The organism is Pseudomonas sp. EU05-FHT14B02, from assembly GCF_058791055.1.
In genome coordinates this window covers 65,654-81,709 of record NZ_JBYTDD010000002.1, presented here as the reverse complement: position 1 = coordinate 81,709, position 16,056 = coordinate 65,654, and the positions used below count along the sequence as shown (strand labels likewise).

18 protein-coding genes and 1 pseudogene are annotated in these 16,056 nt (G+C 60.5%); 9 read left to right on the top strand and 10 right to left on the bottom strand.

What is annotated here, in order from left to right:
• Window positions 1-35 precede the first annotated feature (35 nt).
• The 3 genes from AC3WTM_RS02325 (at window position 36) to sutA (ending at window position 2,437) form a co-directional block, all read left to right on the top strand.
• Window positions 36-1,373 (top strand): ammonium transporter, encoded by a 1,338-nt coding sequence (locus tag AC3WTM_RS02325; RefSeq protein ID WP_102669365.1) that lies wholly within the window; start codon window positions 36-38, stop codon window positions 1,371-1,373.
• Between the two features lie 213 nt (window positions 1,374-1,586).
• Window positions 1,587-2,012: a secondary thiamine-phosphate synthase enzyme YjbQ gene (locus AC3WTM_RS02320; protein WP_102669364.1), complete on the top strand. Its 426-nt coding sequence runs from the start codon at window positions 1,587-1,589 to the stop codon at window positions 2,010-2,012.
• 101 nt (window positions 2,013-2,113) lie between these two features.
• Window positions 2,114-2,437 (top strand): dormancy-specific transcriptional regulator SutA, encoded by a 324-nt coding sequence (sutA, locus tag AC3WTM_RS02315; protein ID WP_007980816.1) that lies wholly within the window; start codon window positions 2,114-2,116, stop codon window positions 2,435-2,437.
• 99 nt (window positions 2,438-2,536) lie between these two features.
• On the opposite strand, the gene AC3WTM_RS02310 is transcribed toward sutA, so the two are convergent.
• Genes AC3WTM_RS02310 through lptM form a run of 6 tightly spaced genes read right to left on the bottom strand, consistent with a single transcriptional unit; the run spans window position 2,537 to window position 7,153 of the window.
• On the bottom strand, window positions 2,537-3,244 hold the full coding sequence (locus AC3WTM_RS02310; RefSeq protein ID WP_102669363.1) for an HAD family hydrolase: 708 nt from the start codon (window positions 3,242-3,244) through the stop codon (window positions 2,537-2,539).
• A complete protein-coding gene (gene xerC, locus AC3WTM_RS02305; protein ID WP_102669362.1) occupies window positions 3,241-4,140 on the bottom strand; it encodes a tyrosine recombinase XerC in 900 nt (299 codons plus the stop codon). The genes AC3WTM_RS02310 and xerC overlap by 4 nt, the downstream gene beginning before the upstream one ends.
• 2 nt (window positions 4,141-4,142) lie before the next feature.
• Window positions 4,143-4,868, bottom strand: coding sequence for a DUF484 family protein (locus tag AC3WTM_RS02300; RefSeq protein WP_102669361.1), 726 nt, complete (start codon window positions 4,866-4,868; stop codon window positions 4,143-4,145).
• 13 nt (window positions 4,869-4,881) lie between these two features.
• Window positions 4,882-5,712, bottom strand: coding sequence for a diaminopimelate epimerase (dapF, locus tag AC3WTM_RS02295; protein WP_102669360.1), 831 nt, complete (start codon window positions 5,710-5,712; stop codon window positions 4,882-4,884).
• Between the two features lie 4 nt (window positions 5,713-5,716).
• Window positions 5,717-6,964, bottom strand: a complete 1,248-nt coding sequence (lysA, locus tag AC3WTM_RS02290) for a diaminopimelate decarboxylase (protein ID WP_057712781.1) — start codon at window positions 6,962-6,964, stop codon at window positions 5,717-5,719.
• 12 nt (window positions 6,965-6,976) lie between these two features.
• The gene (lptM, locus tag AC3WTM_RS02285; RefSeq protein ID WP_007980804.1) at window positions 6,977-7,153 is read right to left on the bottom strand and encodes an LPS translocon maturation chaperone LptM; all 177 of its coding nucleotides are present in this window, start codon (window positions 7,151-7,153) and stop codon (window positions 6,977-6,979) included.
• Window positions 7,154-7,446: 293 nt separating this feature from the next.
• Between lptM and cyaY the strand changes: the two genes are divergently transcribed.
• The 3 genes from cyaY to rnk all read left to right on the top strand — a co-directional run bounded on the left by cyaY (window position 7,447) and on the right by rnk (window position 8,680).
• Window positions 7,447-7,779 (top strand): iron donor protein CyaY, encoded by a 333-nt coding sequence (cyaY, locus tag AC3WTM_RS02280; RefSeq protein WP_102669359.1) that lies wholly within the window; start codon window positions 7,447-7,449, stop codon window positions 7,777-7,779.
• Between the two features lie 4 nt (window positions 7,780-7,783).
• Window positions 7,784-8,002: a DUF1289 domain-containing protein gene (locus AC3WTM_RS02275; RefSeq protein WP_079246817.1), complete on the top strand. Its 219-nt coding sequence runs from the start codon at window positions 7,784-7,786 to the stop codon at window positions 8,000-8,002.
• Between the two features lie 267 nt (window positions 8,003-8,269).
• Window positions 8,270-8,680: a nucleoside diphosphate kinase regulator gene (rnk, locus tag AC3WTM_RS02270; RefSeq protein ID WP_057712783.1), complete on the top strand. Its 411-nt coding sequence runs from the start codon at window positions 8,270-8,272 to the stop codon at window positions 8,678-8,680.
• Window positions 8,681-8,687: 7 nt separating this feature from the next.
• Here rnk and AC3WTM_RS02265 read toward each other — a convergent pair whose 3' ends face one another.
• The 3 genes from AC3WTM_RS02265 to AC3WTM_RS02255 all read right to left on the bottom strand — a co-directional run bounded on the left by AC3WTM_RS02265 (window position 8,688) and on the right by AC3WTM_RS02255 (window position 12,477).
• The gene (locus tag AC3WTM_RS02265; protein WP_102669358.1) at window positions 8,688-11,531 is read right to left on the bottom strand and encodes a class I adenylate cyclase; all 2,844 of its coding nucleotides are present in this window, start codon (window positions 11,529-11,531) and stop codon (window positions 8,688-8,690) included.
• A gap of 194 nt (window positions 11,532-11,725) precedes the next feature.
• The gene (locus tag AC3WTM_RS02260) at window positions 11,726-11,971 is read right to left on the bottom strand and encodes a TIGR02647 family protein (protein ID WP_008050850.1); all 246 of its coding nucleotides are present in this window, start codon (window positions 11,969-11,971) and stop codon (window positions 11,726-11,728) included.
• 209 nt (window positions 11,972-12,180) lie between these two features.
• Window positions 12,181-12,477, bottom strand: coding sequence for a hypothetical protein (locus tag AC3WTM_RS02255; RefSeq protein ID WP_102669357.1), 297 nt, complete (start codon window positions 12,475-12,477; stop codon window positions 12,181-12,183).
• 125 nt (window positions 12,478-12,602) lie between these two features.
• On the opposite strand from AC3WTM_RS02255, the gene AC3WTM_RS02250 reads away from it, so the two are divergent.
• The gene (locus tag AC3WTM_RS02250; RefSeq protein WP_102669356.1) at window positions 12,603-13,262 is read left to right on the top strand and encodes a glutathione S-transferase family protein; all 660 of its coding nucleotides are present in this window, start codon (window positions 12,603-12,605) and stop codon (window positions 13,260-13,262) included.
• A gap of 119 nt (window positions 13,263-13,381) precedes the next feature.
• Here AC3WTM_RS02250 and argH read toward each other — a convergent pair whose 3' ends face one another.
• Window positions 13,382-14,776, bottom strand: a complete 1,395-nt coding sequence (argH, locus tag AC3WTM_RS02245; protein WP_102669355.1) for an argininosuccinate lyase — start codon at window positions 14,774-14,776, stop codon at window positions 13,382-13,384.
• A 344-nt stretch (window positions 14,777-15,120) separates the two neighbouring features.
• Between argH and AC3WTM_RS02240 the strand changes: the two are divergent.
• Both AC3WTM_RS02240 and AC3WTM_RS02235 read left to right on the top strand, forming a co-directional pair.
• Window positions 15,121-15,243, top strand: a pseudogene (locus AC3WTM_RS02240) (sensor histidine kinase); the annotation flags it as partial.
• A complete protein-coding gene (locus AC3WTM_RS02235; protein ID WP_057712788.1) occupies window positions 15,240-15,986 on the top strand; it encodes a LytR/AlgR family response regulator transcription factor in 747 nt (248 codons plus the stop codon). The pseudogene AC3WTM_RS02240 and the gene AC3WTM_RS02235, both read left to right, overlap by 4 nt.
• Window positions 15,987-16,056 lie beyond the last annotated feature (70 nt).

Genomic DNA, 16,056 nt, shown 5'->3' with positions numbered 1-16,056 from the left:
GCCGCCACAAACCCAACGCCCCAGGAGAAAACAATATGACTCTGCGTAAATTCGCAGGGCTAGGAGCCCTGTTGTCCATCGTAATGCCCAGCCTTGCTCTGGCGGCAGACGAAGTGGCGGCCCCAGTCCTCAACTCCGGCGACACCGCCTGGATGTTGACCTCGACAGCTCTCGTGCTCTTCATGACCATTCCCGGCCTCGCGCTGTTCTACGGCGGCATGGTTCGGTCGAAAAACATTCTTTCCGTGATGATGCAGTGCTTCGCCATTACCGGTCTGATCAGCGTCCTGTGGGTCATTTATGGCTACAGCATCGCGTTCGACACCACGGGCATGGAGCAGGGCGTCGTCAACTTCAACTCGTTCTTCGGCGGCATGGGCAAGGCGTTCCTTGCGGGTGTCACGCCAGCGAGCGTGACCGGCCCGGCAGCGCTGTTCCCCGAGGCGGTGTTCATCACCTTCCAGATGACCTTCGCGATCATCACCCCGGCGCTGATCGTCGGTGCGTTCGCCGAGCGGATGAAGTTCTCCGCGATGCTGATTTTCATGGGCATCTGGTTCACCCTGGTGTATGCGCCGATTGCGCACATGGTCTGGTCCGGCAACGGTGGCCTGATGTGGGACTGGGGCGTGCTCGATTTCGCTGGCGGCACCGTGGTGCACATCAACGCCGGTGTAGCAGGCCTGGTTGCCTGCCTGGTGCTGGGCAAGCGTAAGGGCTTCCCAACCACACCAATGGCGCCGCACAACCTCGGTTACACCCTGATGGGCGCGGCCATGCTGTGGGTTGGCTGGTTTGGTTTCAACGCCGGTTCCGCCGCTGCGGCCAACGGCACCGCCGGCATGGCGATGCTGGTGACGCAAATCGCTACCGCTGCTGCTGCACTGGGCTGGATGTTTGCCGAGTGGCTCACCCACGGTAAGCCTAGCGCACTGGGTATCGCTTCGGGCGTGGTTGCCGGTCTGGTGGCAATCACCCCGGCTGCCGGCACCGTTGGCCCGATGGGCGCGTTGGTAATCGGTCTGGCGGCTGGCGTGGTGTGCTTCTTCTGCGCCACCACCCTGAAGCGCAAGCTCGGCTATGACGACTCCCTGGACGCCTTCGGCGTGCACGGTATCGGCGGTATCCTCGGCGCAATCCTGACCGGTGTGTTCGCTGCTCCATCCCTGGGTGGCTTCGGCACCGTGACCGACATCGCCGCACAAGTGTGGATTCAGTGCAAAGGTGTGGGCTTCACGGTGATCTACACCGCGATCGCTACATACATCATTCTCAAGGTGTTGGATGCGGTCATGGGCCTGCGTATCAACGAAGAAGAAGAAGCGGTCGGCATCGATCTGGCGCTTCACAACGAACGCGGCTACAACTTGTAAGCAAGCGCGTAAAAAATTGCCCGGCTTGCCGGGCATTTTTTTGTCTGGAATTTGTCGTTGAAGGCTGAGCTGAAAGGTTTTTTCCTACAGGTTTTATGATGTTTACGTCGGGTGTTTTTGTGCAGCCAAAGGCTTACAGGATTGAAGGAATATTAGGGCCTTTGTTTTTTCACAGAGCGCGCTAGAATGCGCCCCGAACGTGCGGAGAACTGTATGTGGCAACAGACTCTGATTACCTTGCAGGCGAGGCCCCGGGGCTTTCATCTGGTAACGGACGAGTTACTCGCCGGCCTGCCTGAACTCAAGGCGTGTCGGGTCGGTCTGTTGCACTTGTGGCTGCAGCATACCTCGGCGTCGTTGACCATCAACGAGAACGCCGATCCGGCGGTACGTCGCGACTTCGAACGATTTTTCAATCGTCTGATCCCACAAGGAGCAGACGGCTATGAGCATAACGACGAAGGCCTGGACGACCTCCCGGCGCACTTCAAGGCCAGCGTGCTTGGCTGTCAGCTCAGTTTGCCGATTGCGGCAGGCCGGTTGGCGTTGGGGACCTGGCAAGGCGTTTATCTGGGCGAGCACCGTGATCATGGCGGTGCCCGTAAAGTCCTCGCCACCGTGCACGGTGAAGGGGCATAACCGCTGGTCAGCAGCGGCTGTTGATTTTTTTCCGGCAGCCTTCGACAGAGGGCAAAGCTGGGCTATAACTAATCTGCTTTTCGCAAGTCATGAGGTAGAACATGAGCGACGATGATCTGGAAAACGACGACCTCGAAGTAGGCGACGACGACGAAACCGAAGAAGGTCTGGAAGCAGCGGCGGAAGACGTCGCTGAAGACGACGGTGGTGATGCGCCGGTTCCGACCGCCAAAGGCAAGGCCAAGGCAGCGGTATCGGTCGATGAACTGCCGAGTGTCGAAGCCAAGAACAAGGAGCGCGACGCCCTGGCCAAGGCCATGGAAGAGTTCCTGGCTCGTGGTGGCAAGGTGCAGGAAGTGGAGGCCAATGTGGTCGCAGATCCTCCCAAGAAGCCTGACAACAAGTACGGCAGCCGGCCTATCTGAGCCTGCTACCCGCTTGCTGAAAAAGCCCGCCGTCGCTGCGGGCTTTTTCATGCCTGAAACAAAGAATATGAAACCTGTGGTGATCCCACAGGTTTTGTGTCAGGCCGAGGCCTTGTTCCACCGCGCCAGCAATGCCGGCAGATCGCTCAGGCTGCGAATCTCCGCATCCGGTAATCGTTCGGCTTCCCAGACCTTGTCCGCCGGGTTGAACCAGATTGCCCGCATTCCCGCCTGCTGGGCACCGGCAATGTCATCGCCGGGATGATCACCGATATGCACCGCGGTCTCGGCGGTCGCGCCGCCACGGCTCAGCGCTTCATGAAACAGTCGTGCGTCCGGTTTTGCGATGCCAATGTCTTCGGCGCACAGGGCAAACTTGAAGTAATCCGCCAGGCCCAGTCGGCGCACATCGGCGTTGCCGTTGGTCACTACACCGAGGGCGTAATGCTTGGCCAGCGTCTCCAGCGTCGGCTCGACTTCGGGGAATACTTCCAGCTGATGCCGGGCATGCAGAAACACTTCAAAACTTTGATCAGCCAGGTCTGAGGCTTGACCGTGGTCGTAACCAGCCTCTTCCAGAGCATGAAAAAGCACCCGCCGACGCAGCGCGCTGATGCGGTGCTTGAGGCCTGGCTCGCTGCTCAATACGCGCTCACGAATGGCCCACAGATGCTCCACCGGCACTGCCCCCAGGTTAGGCGCATGCTCGGTCAGCCATTCACGCAAAACGGCTTCGGCGCTGACGATGACGGGGGCGGTATCCCACAGGGTGTCGTCTAGGTCGAAGGTGATCAACTGAATACTCATGAATCGTCGCCTTTCATGCGTTTGGCCCGTGGGTGGGCGCTGTCGTAGACGGCTGCCAGATGCTGGAAGTCCAGGTGGGTGTAGATCTGTGTGGTCTTGATGTCCGAGTGTCCGAGCAGTTCCTGCACCGCGCGCAGGTCCTGGGACGATTCCAGCAAATGGCTGGCGAAGGAGTGTCGCAACATGTGCGGATGCAGGTTCTGCCCAAGTTCGCGCTCACCAGCAGCCTTGACCCGCACCTGGATCGCCCGGGGGCCGAGGCGGCGGCCTTGCTGGCTGACGAACACCGCATCGTCCGCCGGGTTGGCCATGGCTCGCAATGGCAGCCACTGCTCCAGCGCTTCGCGGGCCTTTTTTCCTACCGGCAACAGGCGGGTCTTGCTGCCTTTGCCGAGCACCTGGACCATGCCGTCTGCCAGGTCGAGTTGATCGAGATTGAGCCCCGTCAGCTCCGAAAGTCGCAAGCCGGAGGAATAGAACAGCTCGAGAATCGCTTGGTCCCGATGTGCCAGGAAGTCATCCTCGACCCCACCTTCCAGCAGTTGCAGGGCGCGGTCGGTGTCGAGGGTTTTCGGCAGGCGGCGTTCGCCTTTGGGTGGCGCGAGGCCATTGGCCGGATCGTGGTCGCACAGGCCTTCGCGGTTCAGGTAGTGATAGAGCCCGCGAACGGCTGACAGTAATCGTGCCAGGCTGCGGGACGATTGGCCTTGAGCATGCAGTCGGGCAACCAGGCTACGCAGGCGCTGAATGTCCAGCGCCGCCCAGCTGCCGATATTCTGTTTGACGCACCAGCCCAGCACTTTATCGAGGTCGCGGCGGTAGGCCGACAGTGTGTGCGGCGACACCTGCCGCTCACTGCGCAGGTGTTCGCAGTAAGCGTCCAGTTGTCGTTCCATGTTCAGCGTACCGAGCGCAGGGAATTGTTGACCCGTGGCAGCACGCGACCCATGACTTCAGCGATGTAGCTCAGGAACAAGGTGCCCACCGAGCTTTTGTAGTGCTGCGGATCACGGCTGGCGATGGCCAGGATGCCGTGGATGCCCTGGTGGCTGATGGCGACAACCGCGGTAGAGCCGATTTGCTTGCGCTGTTCTTCGCCGAACAGGAAGTCCAGTTCATGCTCGCGCAGGCTGCCGCTGACGCTTTTGTCTTCCGAAAGCAAACCGCCGATGGCCACTTGAGCGTCGGCGTGGGTGACCCAGCGGCCCACCGGCATGGCGTTGTCGCCGAGCAGGATGAGGCTGACGAAGGGCACCTGGAATTCCTGGCGCAGGCTGTCTTCGACGCACATCACCACGTCTTCCAGGCTGGCCGCATCCATCAATGCCAGGATCAGGCGACGGGTCTTTTCGAACAGGCGATCGTTGTCCCGGGCCACGTCCATCAAATGCGACAGGCGATGACGCAGTTCAATGTTGCGGTCGCGCAGGATGGTCATCTGACGCTCCACCAGCGACACGGTATCGCCGCGCCGATGGGGAATACGCAGGGACGGGAGCAGTTCTTCGTGCTCGACGAAGAAGTCCGGATGAGCCTCCAGGTACGCGGCAATAGCCGCCGCCTCGAGGCTTTCGGACGGTGATTCGTCGGCTTGTCGTGCGGGTACCTGAGGCTTGTCGGTCATGGATTTCGCTCACTCAAAGACGCACTTGTCCTTCATATACGCGCACTGCCGGGCCGGTCATCATCACCGGTTGGCCAGGGCCTGCCCATTCGATGGACAAGCGCCCGCCAGGCAGGTCGATCAATAGCGGCGAATCCATCCACCCCTGGCTGATCGCGGCCACTGCGGCGGCACATGCGCCGGTTCCGCAAGCCTGGGTTTCCCCGGCTCCACGCTCCCAGACGCGCAATTGCGCGCGGTTCCGGTCGATGACCTGGAGAAAACCGACATTGACCCGTGCCGGGAAGCGCGGGTGATGTTCGATTTTCGGACCCAGTTCATGCACCGGCGCGTTGTTGATATCACTAACCCGCAGCACGGCATGGGGGTTGCCCATGGACACGGCGGCCAGATCGATCGGGGTGCCCTCGACGTCGACCTGATAACTCTTGGCCTGTTCCGGTGCCTGGAACGGAATATCCGCCGGCACCAGGCGCGGGGCGCCCATGTTGACGCTGATCTGGCCGTCGCTACGCACGTCGAGCTCGATGACGCCGCTTTTGGTCTCGACGCGAATCAGCCGCTTTGCGGTCAGGCGCTTGTCGAGCACGAAACGGGCGAAGCAGCGCGCACCGTTGCCGCACTGTTCCACTTCGGAACCGTCGGAGTTGAAGATCCGATAGCGGAAATCCACGTCCGGGTTGCTCGGCGCTTCAACGATCAGCAACTGGTCGAAACCGATGCCGGTGTGCCGGTCACCCCATTGCTTGGCATGCTTGGGCAGAATGTGCGCGTGCTGGCTGACCAGGTCGAGGACCATGAAATCATTGCCCAGGCCGTGCATCTTGGTAAAACGCAGCAGCATGGTTTTACTCCGGCAGCAGGCTTTCGCCAGCATACAACTCGGCTACCGTTTCACGGCGACGCACTTCAAATGCCTGATCACCGTCCACCAACACTTCTGCGGCACGGCCGCGGGTGTTGTAGTTGGAACTCATGACAAACCCGTAGGCACCGGCCGAATGCACGGCCAGCAGATCGCCTTCCTCCAGCGCCAGCTGACGATCCTTGGCCAGGAAGTCGCCGGTCTCGCAGATCGGGCCGACGATGTCGTAGGCGCGGGCAGCGGAGGTGCGCGGGCTCACGGCAGTGACGTCCATCCAGGCCTGATACAGCGCCGGGCGGATCAGGTCGTTCATGGCGGCGTCGACAATGGCGAAGTCTTTGTGTTCGGTGTGCTTGAGGTATTCGACCTGAGTCAGCAGCACGCCGGCGTTGGCGACGATGAAGCGGCCCGGCTCGAACACCAGCGCCAGGTCACGACCGTCGAGACGCTCGCGTACGGCCTTGATGTAGTCGGCAGCCAGTGGCGGCTCCTCGTCCTTGTATCGCACGCCCAGGCCACCACCGAGATCGATGTGGCGCAGGTAGATGCCGCAATCGCCAAGGCGATCGACCAGGCCCAGCAGGCGGTCGAGAGCGTCGATGAAAGGCGGCAGGGTGGTCAGTTGCGAGCCAATGTGGCAATCGACGCCGACCACTTCCAGGTTCGGCAACTGCGCGGCACGCACGTACACGTCTTCGGCGTCGGCGATGGCGATGCCGAACTTGTTCTCTTTGAGACCGGTGGAAATGTACGGGTGGGTGCCGGCATCGACGTCCGGGTTCACGCGCAGCGAAATCGGCGCGCGAACGCCCAGTTCGGCGGCGACCACCTGCAGGCGTTCCAGCTCGTCGGTGGATTCGACGTTGAAGCAGTGCACGCCGACTTCCAGGGCGCGACGCATGTCGTCACGGGTCTTGCCGACGCCGGAGAACACGATCTTGTCGGCGCTGCCGCCAGCGGCCAGTACGCGTTCCAGCTCGCCACGGGAGACGATGTCGAAACCGGCGCCCAAGCGCGCCAGGACATTCAGGACACCCAGGTTGGAGTTGGCCTTGACCGCGTAGCACACCAGGTGCGGTGTGCCGACCAGCGCATCGGCGTAAGCCAGGTATTGGGCTTCGATGTGTGCGCGCGAGTAAACGTAGGTCGGTGTGCCAAAGCGCTCGGCGATGGCAGACAGGGCAACACCTTCCGCGAACAGTTCACCGTCACGGTAGTTAAAAGCGTCCATGATGTTCCCTTATTATTGGTAGACGTCGTGCTTGTGTGCTTTGGAGGCAGGCTGCTGCTGCGACGACTTGGCTTGCTCCACAGGGTCCTGGTCTTCATCGGGCAGGTACAGCGGGCCTTTTTGACCGCAGGCCGACACAAGGCAGGCAACCGCGAGGAGCGCAGCAAGGGAAGAGATCAGGCGCTTCATGGCGAAATCCTTGAAAATGCATTAATTGCGCCGGAGTATACCGGCCACCCGGCAGCTTGCCTATGCGATGGGGGGGCCGTCCGGCGGGCCTTGCAAGATGCCAGTCGGTATCATGCAATCCCTGTGGGAGAGCCTGCTCGCGAACGCGGTGGGTCAGGCAGCTATGATGTTGTAGATGTCGGCCTCTTCGCGAGCAGGCTTGCTCCCACAATTCGTAATCCTTTGCATTCGGCAAGCAGCGCCCGTATCGTGCGGCGCTTGAGCCTGATCAGACACTTTTTGAGGTTGCCGTAATGAGTTTGTCCGAAGCGCGTTTCCACGATCTGGTTGATGCCACCCAGCAGACGTTGGAGGACATCTTTGACGACAGCGACCTGGATATCGATCTCGAAAGCTCGGCCGGTGTGCTGACCGTCAAGTTTGAAAACGGCACCGCGTTGATCTTCAGTCGCCAGGAGCCACTGCGCCAGTTGTGGCTGGCGGCAGTGTCCGGCGGGTTCCACTTCGACTATGACGAAGAAAGCGAACGCTGGATGTGCGACAAGAGCGAAGAGCAGCTGGGTGAAATGCTCGAGCGCATCGTCAAGCAGCAAGCCGACGTCGAGCTCGATTTCGAAGGCCTGTGAGATCGTGACCCAGCCTGCGCCTGTCCGTGCGCCCAAACCGCTCTACAGCAATGTCAGCCCGGCGGTACCGTCGCCCTGCAGCGGTGTGTGCCGGCTGGACGAGCAGAAAGTGTGTCTGGGCTGCTTCCGCCATGTCGAAGATATTCGTGAGTGGCGCTCGGCTGATGACGAGCGTAGGCGGGTGATTTGTGCGCAGGCTGCCCACCGCAAAGCTTCAGTCTAGTGAGTCATTGTGGCGAGGGGGCTTGCCCCCGTTGGGTCGCGTAGCGGCCCCAAGTTTTTACGGCTGCTGCGCAGCCGAACGGGGGCAAGCCCCCTCGCCACAGGAGTTCTCTACAAGTCCATAGCGTCGGTTTGGCCATGACTTGTATATTTTTTGAGCTGTGATAGTGTCCAGAAACGCCTCAACCCATCGAGGCTTGTGAAAACCCCGCCTTTTTCTGGCGGGGTTTTGCTTTTTTCGTGCAGAAGAAAGGAGTCTGCCCAGATCATGACCTCACCTTCCATCACCCTTACCCGTCTGGACGTCCAGCGTCTGGAGCGTCTGATCGACAGCCTGGACGACACGCTGCCGGGCGTTATTGCGCTGCAAACCGAACTGGATCGCGCCGATACCGTGGTCGGCCACGATGAAGTGCCGGCGGATGTCGTGACCATGAACTCCCGAGTGCATTGCCGCGAAGAAGGCAGTGGCAAGGACTACCACCTGACCCTGGTGTACCCCAAGGATGCGAATGCCGACGAAGGCAAGGTCTCGATCCTGGCGCCGGTGGGCAGTGCGCTGCTCGGCCTGAAGGTTGGCCAGCACATCGATTGGCCGGCTCCGGGCGGCAAGACCCTGAAGCTGACACTGCTGGAAGTCGAATCGCAGCCGGCCAATGGCGGCGCGTTCCCGGAGTGACTTCCCCTCAGACTTGATCGAGCGCCTCGTTCAATGCGTGCTCCAGGTCGGCTTTGTAGCGCAGGTACAGATGGGTGGAACTCTGACCTTCACCGAGCAGGCCTGACAGGTCGAGGTCGGTGATGTAGCAGCGGTAGCGTTCGGTTTCCCGGCGCTGCCCGACGATTTCCCGGGCGACCACGCGGAACAACTGGTCGCCATGTTCCAGCTCGGAAAATTCCCGTTGATTGCAATACAGCGTCACCTGCACCTGACCCGGTGCGGCTTTGCCGACGATCGCCTGCACGTCGTAGAACGGCTTGTTCACTGGCGTCTGCGGCACCGGCCGGGCTTCGATGCGGCGTGCGCGGCCAGGGCCTGACGGTAGCAACTGGCAGTACAGGGTGTCGAGGTTCAGCGGGTGGGCTGCGTCCATCGGCAACAAGGCATCGCGACGGTACTGGATCGATTGCAGGAAACGCTGCAGCGGCACCAGCAGGCTTTGCTCATCGTGCCAGGGCAGGCGTTGCTGCCACAGGGCGTTGAACTCATCGAGCACGTACAGATCAGCCTGATCTTCGTTGACCCTATAGAACACTTGAATGCAGTCCGGTTGGCCCGTTGGCAGGAACAGCGCAAGGTCGTGGTCTTCCAGTGCCTTCGGATCGAGGTGCAACGGGCTGTAGCTCGCCATTTCTTCGCCCAGGTAATCGATCAGCGCCGGCAGAGTGGCCAGCGCGATGTGCTGGACCTGGCCCGGCACCAACTCCAGCACGTGGTAGTGCTGCTGGACCTGGATCAGGTAGCGATGATTGAGCCGGCTGAGCAGCAGGATCTGTGCGGTATCGAGGATTTCTTCCACCCGTTGGGCGATGAACTGCGCGCGGTTATGGCAGAAGCAACGCACCCGCAGCTTCGGCTGTTGTGGTCCGGCCGGCAGATTATTGAGGTAGTCGCGGATGCAGTCGAGCAGGGCGTGGGGGCCGTCGTAGCGGCCAACCAGCACTTCGTTCCAGCTATTGAGCGTGACCTGGTCCAGAGTCAGCACCAGATTTTCCCGGACACCCGCGTAACTCAGAGAGTCGGTGCGCTCGGTGGTCATGAGGATGTTCAGGTCGCGATGGTGCTTGAGCGGATCGATGCCGACATTCACCAGGATCAGCACTTCACTCGGCACACTGGCGCGCAACAGAGGTTCCTCGGCGACAGTGGGCAAGGGCAGGGCGATGGTCTGTTGCAGGCTGCCGAGCAGGTTGAACAGTTCGAACTCGCTCAAGTCGCTGGTGCCGGGGTGCAAGGCCAGGCGGGTACTGCTGTCGATCACGCCATTGCGGTGGCACCAGGTCAGCAGTTCGAGCAAGTGACGGCTGCGTTTGATCGGTGCGAAATGCTCCCACTCCAGTGCTGTCAGGCTGCCGTTGTACAAGCCCCACTGGCTTTGCCCTGGCTCTTTCCTGTTCGGTGCGTGCACCAGCGTCAGGGTGTCTTCAGCCAGGTCCGGGGCGATGCCGGGATTGATGAATTCGACTTTACCGGCCTTGCGCTCGAAAGCGGCGTACAGGCGACGGCCGAGGACACTCAGGTCGCGCTTGTTGATGCGGCTGACCGTTTGTTCGTGACGGGCAAACTGAGTGAGGAATCGGTAGCTGTAGTTCAGCTCGTTGACCAGTGCCCGCCGCTCGGAGCCGACCTGGCGGACTTTCCACTGGCTGCGGCTGTCAAGCAGGGTCAGTTGACGCTGGTCCCAGTGCCATTCATGGGCCAGGCGTTCGAGCAAGGATCGCTGCCAGCTCTGGGTGCGGCTGTTGCCGGTGAGTTTGCGATTGACCTTCAGGTACAGCGCGCGCCGCACCAGTTCCAGCCGTTCCGGTTCGTTGCGGGCGATCAGGTATTCCTCGATGCGCCGATACACCACGACATACGGATCCAGTTCGTCGAGGTCGAGGCGGTTGGCGAACACCGCTTGCTTGAAGCGCAGGCTCAGGCAATGGACCCTGGGGTGTTCACTGGCGTAAACCTCTGTCAGCAGCAGCTTGAGTACCGACTTGTAGGGCGACTCGATGCCCTTGAACAACTGCCAGAGCCCGGCACCGATAAATTCGCCGGGCGGGATGTAGGCCAGGTTGCCGAGGTCGAGGGTTTCATCGGCACGGATGAAGCGTTTGGAGATCAAGGCATGGGTGTAGCGGTCGTAGCTCGACTCTTCGTAGACCGGCACCAGCCACCAGATCGGTGTGCGCCCGGCGAGCCAGATCGCGGTGCGGTAAAACTCGTCCAGCAACAGGTAGTGCTGGGTGGTGCCGCAATCTTCCGAACTCAGCTGGGTATCGCGCTCACCGCGGACGAAACGGCTCGGGTCGATCAGGAAAAAATGCGCTTCGGCGCCCTGGCTGGCGGCCCAGGCTTCCAGCAACTGGCATTTCTTGCGCAGCTCGGCGAGTTCGTTTTCGGTCAGGTCCGGTCCATGGCAGACCCACACATCCATGTCGCTCTGGTCGGCCTGGGCCAGGGTGCCGAGGCTGCCCATCAGGAACAGTCCGTGAATTGGCCTCGGCGGGTTGCTGCCGTGGCGCGGCTTGTAGGAAAACGAGCGGGTCAGGCGCTGGGCTTCAGCGAGGACATTGGCATCCGGCTCGAAATTCGACAGCCCGGCCGGCGTACTGCCGGAAACGTAGCCGGGCAACAGCGGATGGTTAACGTGAAAAAACAACGGCAGCAAGGTCAGGACCCCTTGCTGGCGGGTCGACAACCCTTCCATGGTGCGAGCCATGCGTCCTTCGTTGAGTTTCAGAAAACGTGCGCGCAGCTGGCTGAGAACCTTGCGGTCGATTCCCTCGTCCAGATCGGGGCGGATTTCGTGGGTGCGCGTCATGTCAGCTCAAACCGGCTCGCAGGGCTCGGACGTGGGGCTCTTCGGATGAGGGGCAGTTTAGCGCCTTGAGGCGACGACTTTTAAGCTGATTTTGTTTTTCTGGCGTCAGATTTCTATCGGCTGCAGACAGAAATCAGGGGGATGTGCCCGCGGAAATCCCTGGATCGGGGTCTCCGTGGGCGATGCGGCAGAATTCAGGCTGTTACTTCGGCGTTAAGAATGGTCAGCACGGCTTGCACATTTTGCGCGGCGTCACGACCCAGGCTAGTCAGGTAACCGCCATCAGGCTGGTCGGTCAGTTCTTTTTCAAAGAGGCGTTTGGCGGCGGCAATGTGTTTCGGGGCAGCGGTCTGATGAATTTTCAGACCTTCCTGGGAACTGTCCAGGTTGAAGAGTGCGAGGACTTCCAGTTCGGCAACCAACTCAGGGGTAAGCGACATAAGGACTCCAGACTTTCTAGGAATTGGACGACAGCGCCCCTAAGGTGAACCCGCTTGTCCGGCATGTCCAGTGCTCGCGACAGGGTTTTTTTACTCTGTAGGAGCGAGCTTGCTCGCGAAGGTCGTCAACGATGACGCGTAAAACCAGATGCCCAGCGGCGCTCTCAGGTTTTTCGCGAGCGGGCTCGCTCCTACAGGGAGGTGTGGGCTTACTGCTTTTCTGGCGGCAACTCGGGCAAGGCGCGCAGGGCAGCTTCGTACCATTCGGTATTAAACGCGCGGTCTTCTTCGAGGATCGCGTCGATTTCTACCGCCAAAACGTGAGCCATCAGGTTGAGGATTTCTTCCCGCTCGTAACCCACCAGCGTCAGCTTGTTGAACGTCGCCTTGGCAGCTGGCGGGTTGTCGCTTTCGATCTGGTTTTCGATGGCTTCGATCAGCGTGTTCTCGGCGAACTTTTCTTCGTCGATGTCGTCTTGGTTGGTATCGGGGGTTGGCTCGCTCATGGCAGGCTCCTCAGGGAAAGGCGGCCAGTTTACCCGCATTCAGCGGCGTGATGCTGCTGGCAAGAATCTCGGCAGCGTTCTATAAACAGGCACTGCCCACCCCCGCATGGCCTGGAGGCTTTGTGATGATCAAGCTTTATGGATTCTCCGTCAGTAACTACTACAACATGGTCAAACTGGCGCTGCTGGAAAAAGGCCTGCCCTTCGAAGAAGTACCGTTTTACGCTGGCACAAGCCCCGAGGCACTGGCCATCAGCCCTCGCGGAAAGGTCCCGGTGCTGCAGGTAGAGCAGGGCTTCATCAATGAAACCAGCGTGATCCTCGAATACATCGAGCAAAGCCAGAAAGGCACGCCGCTGTTGCCGATCGATCCGTTCGAGCGCGCGCAGGTGCTGGCACTGGCCAGGGAAATCGAGCTGTACATCGAATTGCCAGGCCGGGCCTGCTATCCCGAAGCCTTTTTCGGCATGACCCTGCCGGATGCGATCAAGGAAAAAACCAAAGCCGAATTGTTGCTGGGGATGGCGGCGCTGGGCCGGCACGGCAAATTCAACCCTTACGTGGCTGGCGAAAGCCTGAGTGTGGCGGATCTGTATTTTCTGTACAGCGTGCCGTTGGCGTGTGGGGTCGCCAAGAAGTTGTTTGGCATCGATCTGTTGGCCGAGATGCCGAAGGCCAAGGCGCTGCTGGAGTTTTTGGGGGGGAATCCGAATGTGCAGCGTGTGGCGGCGGACCGGGAGGCCGCGATGCCGGCGTTCATGGCGATGATTGCTGCCAAAAAGTAGTTCTGTGGCGTTCTGAAGTCAGTCATCGCGGGCAAGCCCGCTCCCACAGGTTTCTTTGTTTGCCATGGATTTTTGGCAAGTACTGGATCCTTGTGGGAGCGGGCTTGCCCGCGAAGCTTTTAGCGGCTGGTGAGGAGCGCCTGACCGCGAGCCACTGCAGCCTTCACCTGCGCCGGCGCGGTGCCGCCGATGTGGTTACGGGCATTGACCGAGCCTTCCAGGGTCAGCACGGCGAACACGTCCTGGTCGATCTGGTCGCTGAACTTGCGCAGTTCTTCCAGGCTCATTTCCGCCAGATCCTTGCCGCTGTCCACGCCGTACTTCACGGCATGGCCAACGATTTCGTGGCAATCACGGAATGGCAGACCGCGCCGCACCAGGTAGTCGGCCAGGTCGGTGGCGGTGGAGAAACCGCGCAGGGCCGCTTCGCGCATCATCGCATGCTTGGGCTTGATCGCCGGGACCATGTCGGCAAAGGCCCGCAGCGAGTCGCGCAGGGTGTCGGCGGCGTCGAACAGCGGCTCCTTGTCTTCCTGGTTGTCCTTGTTGTAGGCCAGAGGCTGGCCTTTCATCAGGGTCAGCAGGCCCATCAGCGCGCCGAACACACGACCGGTCTTGCCACGCACGAGCTCCGGCACATCCGGGTTTTTCTTTTGCGGCATGATCGAGCTGCCGGTGCAGAAACGGTCAGGCAGATCGATGAACTGGAACTGCGCGCTGGTCCACAGCACCAGCTCTTCAGAGAAACGCGACAGGTGCATCATCGCGATACTGGCCGCCGAGCAGAATTCGATGGCGAAATCACGATCGGAGACGTTGTCCAGCGAATTGCCGCCAACCGCGTCGAAACCCAGGAGTTTGGCGGTGTATTCGCGATCGATCGGATAGGTAGTGCCGGCTAGCGCCGCGCTGCCCAGTGGCATGCGGTTGGTGCGCTTGCGGCAGTCGATCAGGCGTTCGTAGTCGCGGCTGAGCATTTCGAACCAGGCCAGCATGTGATGCCCGAACGTCACCGGCTGTGCGGTCTGCAGGTGGGTGAACCCCGGCATGATGCTGGCAGCTTCGCGCTCGGCCTGCTCCAGCAGGCCTTTTTGCAGGCGGGTGATTTCGGCCAGGATCAGGTCGATCTCATCACGCAGCCACAGACGGATGTCGGTGGCGACCTGATCGTTACGGCTGCGGCCGGTGTGCAGTTTTTTACCGGTCACGCCGATGCGGTCGGTCAGGCGCGCCTCGATGTTCATGTGGACGTCTTCGAGGTCGATGCGCCAGTCGAACTGACCGGCCTCGATTTCGCCCTGGATGGTGTTCAGCCCATCGATGATGCTGTCGCGCTCGGCATCGGTCAGCACGCCGACCTTGGCCAGCATGGTAGCGTGGGCGATCGAGCCCATGATGTCGTGGCGATACAGGCGCTGGTCGAAGGTGACGGAGGCGGTGAAGCGGGCGACGAAGGCGTCGACGGGTTCACTGAAGCGGCCGCCCCAGGACTGATTGGTCTTGTCAGTGCTCATGAATTCGCTCGTATCGGCTTGAAGTAAGAAGGCGTGGAACGCTGGCGCGGATAATAACAGGGTTGCCAATCCTGTCGCTGACACTGGTCGATACGTTTTTTTTGGGGAGAGAAGGACCGGGCCGGGGCAAGAGCCACGCATTTTTGCCGAACGATATTTTCCAATTGAGCAATATCGTCCCGGCAACCGTCTACAGTTGGACAGTAGGATCAGCGCATTTTCTCGGTGCAGCCGCTGACTATAAGAAGAGTGGGGTGTTCATATTGCGTATCAGCAAACCCTGTGGCGATGCATCGCCAACGCGGGCCTGGGCCGCCAATCGCCCGGTAGATGAAAATTTAGCCGCCGGACCAGCGGCACTTTTTGACGCTCGCGCTAGTCTTAGCGTGGATCGCGGTGACGGACGTCACTTCACCTGTCTACGCTATCCTTGTGCGAGACTCACGCAGGAATCCAGCGCAATATGAATGTCCTGATCGTTGATGACGAACCCTTGGCCCGCGAGCGCCTGAGCCGAATGGTTGGCGAACTCGAGGGGTACAGTGTCCTGGAGCCTAGTGCCACGAATGGCGAAGAGGCGTTGGCACTGATCGACAGCCACAAGCCGGATATTGTGCTGCTCGATATCCGCATGCCTGGCCTGGATGGCCTGCAAGTGGCTGCTCGGTTGTGTGAACGCGAAACTCCCCCCGCCGTGGTTTTCTGCGCCGGGCCCGATGAATTTGCCGTGGAAGCCTTACAGGCCAGCGCCGTAGGCTATCTGGTGAAACCTGTGAGAACTGAACAATTACATGACGCATTAAAGAGAGCCGAGCGCCCCAATCGTGCCCAACTCTCCGCCCTGACCCGCCCTGCTGCCGAAAGCGGCAACGGTCCGCGCAGTCATATCAGCGCCCGAACCCGTAAAGGGATCGAGCTGATTCCGCTGGATCAGGTGGTGTATTTCATTGCCGACCACAAATACGTGACCTTGCGCCACGAAAGCGGCGAAGTGCTGCTCGATGAGCCGCTCAAGGCCCTCGAAGATGAATTCGGTGACCGTTTCGTGCGTATCCATCGCAATGCACTGGTTGCCCGCGAGCGTATCGAGCGATTGCAACGCACCCCCCTGGGGCATTTTCAGCTATTCCTCAAAGGCCTCAACGGTGATGCGCTGATCGTCAGCCGTCGTCATGTGGCTGGGGTACGCAAAATGATGCAACAGCTTTAAAAAGCTGTTCGCAGGCCAATTTTACACCCGATTGCCGGACATCCGGGGCCAGGGAGGCCGAGTAGTATCT

Bases quoted from the DNA above. Each gene is read 5' to 3' on its own strand.
- AC3WTM_RS02325 (WP_102669365.1), top strand. From the start codon at position 36: ATGACTCTGCGTAAATTCGCAGGGCTAGGAGCCCTGTTGTCCATCGTA.
- AC3WTM_RS02320 (WP_102669364.1), top strand. From the start codon at position 1,587: ATGTGGCAACAGACTCTGATTACCTTGCAGGCGAGGCCCCGGGGCTTT.
- sutA (WP_007980816.1), top strand. From the start codon at position 2,114: ATGAGCGACGATGATCTGGAAAACGACGACCTCGAAGTAGGCGACGAC.
- AC3WTM_RS02310 (WP_102669363.1), bottom strand. From the start codon at position 3,244: ATGAGTATTCAGTTGATCACCTTCGACCTAGACGACACCCTGTGGGAT.
- xerC (WP_102669362.1), bottom strand. From the start codon at position 4,140: ATGGAACGACAACTGGACGCTTACTGCGAACACCTGCGCAGTGAGCGG.
- AC3WTM_RS02300 (WP_102669361.1), bottom strand. From the start codon at position 4,868: ATGACCGACAAGCCTCAGGTACCCGCACGACAAGCCGACGAATCACCG.
- dapF (WP_102669360.1), bottom strand. From the start codon at position 5,712: ATGCTGCTGCGTTTTACCAAGATGCACGGCCTGGGCAATGATTTCATG.
- lysA (WP_057712781.1), bottom strand. From the start codon at position 6,964: ATGGACGCTTTTAACTACCGTGACGGTGAACTGTTCGCGGAAGGTGTT.
- lptM (WP_007980804.1), bottom strand. From the start codon at position 7,153: ATGAAGCGCCTGATCTCTTCCCTTGCTGCGCTCCTCGCGGTTGCCTGC.
- cyaY (WP_102669359.1), top strand. From the start codon at position 7,447: ATGAGTTTGTCCGAAGCGCGTTTCCACGATCTGGTTGATGCCACCCAG.
- rnk (WP_057712783.1), top strand. From the start codon at position 8,270: ATGACCTCACCTTCCATCACCCTTACCCGTCTGGACGTCCAGCGTCTG.
- AC3WTM_RS02265 (WP_102669358.1), bottom strand. From the start codon at position 11,531: ATGACGCGCACCCACGAAATCCGCCCCGATCTGGACGAGGGAATCGAC.
- AC3WTM_RS02260 (WP_008050850.1), bottom strand. From the start codon at position 11,971: ATGTCGCTTACCCCTGAGTTGGTTGCCGAACTGGAAGTCCTCGCACTC.
- AC3WTM_RS02255 (WP_102669357.1), bottom strand. From the start codon at position 12,477: ATGAGCGAGCCAACCCCCGATACCAACCAAGACGACATCGACGAAGAA.
- AC3WTM_RS02250 (WP_102669356.1), top strand. From the start codon at position 12,603: ATGATCAAGCTTTATGGATTCTCCGTCAGTAACTACTACAACATGGTC.
- argH (WP_102669355.1), bottom strand. From the start codon at position 14,776: ATGAGCACTGACAAGACCAATCAGTCCTGGGGCGGCCGCTTCAGTGAA.
- AC3WTM_RS02235 (WP_057712788.1), top strand. From the start codon at position 15,240: ATGAATGTCCTGATCGTTGATGACGAACCCTTGGCCCGCGAGCGCCTG.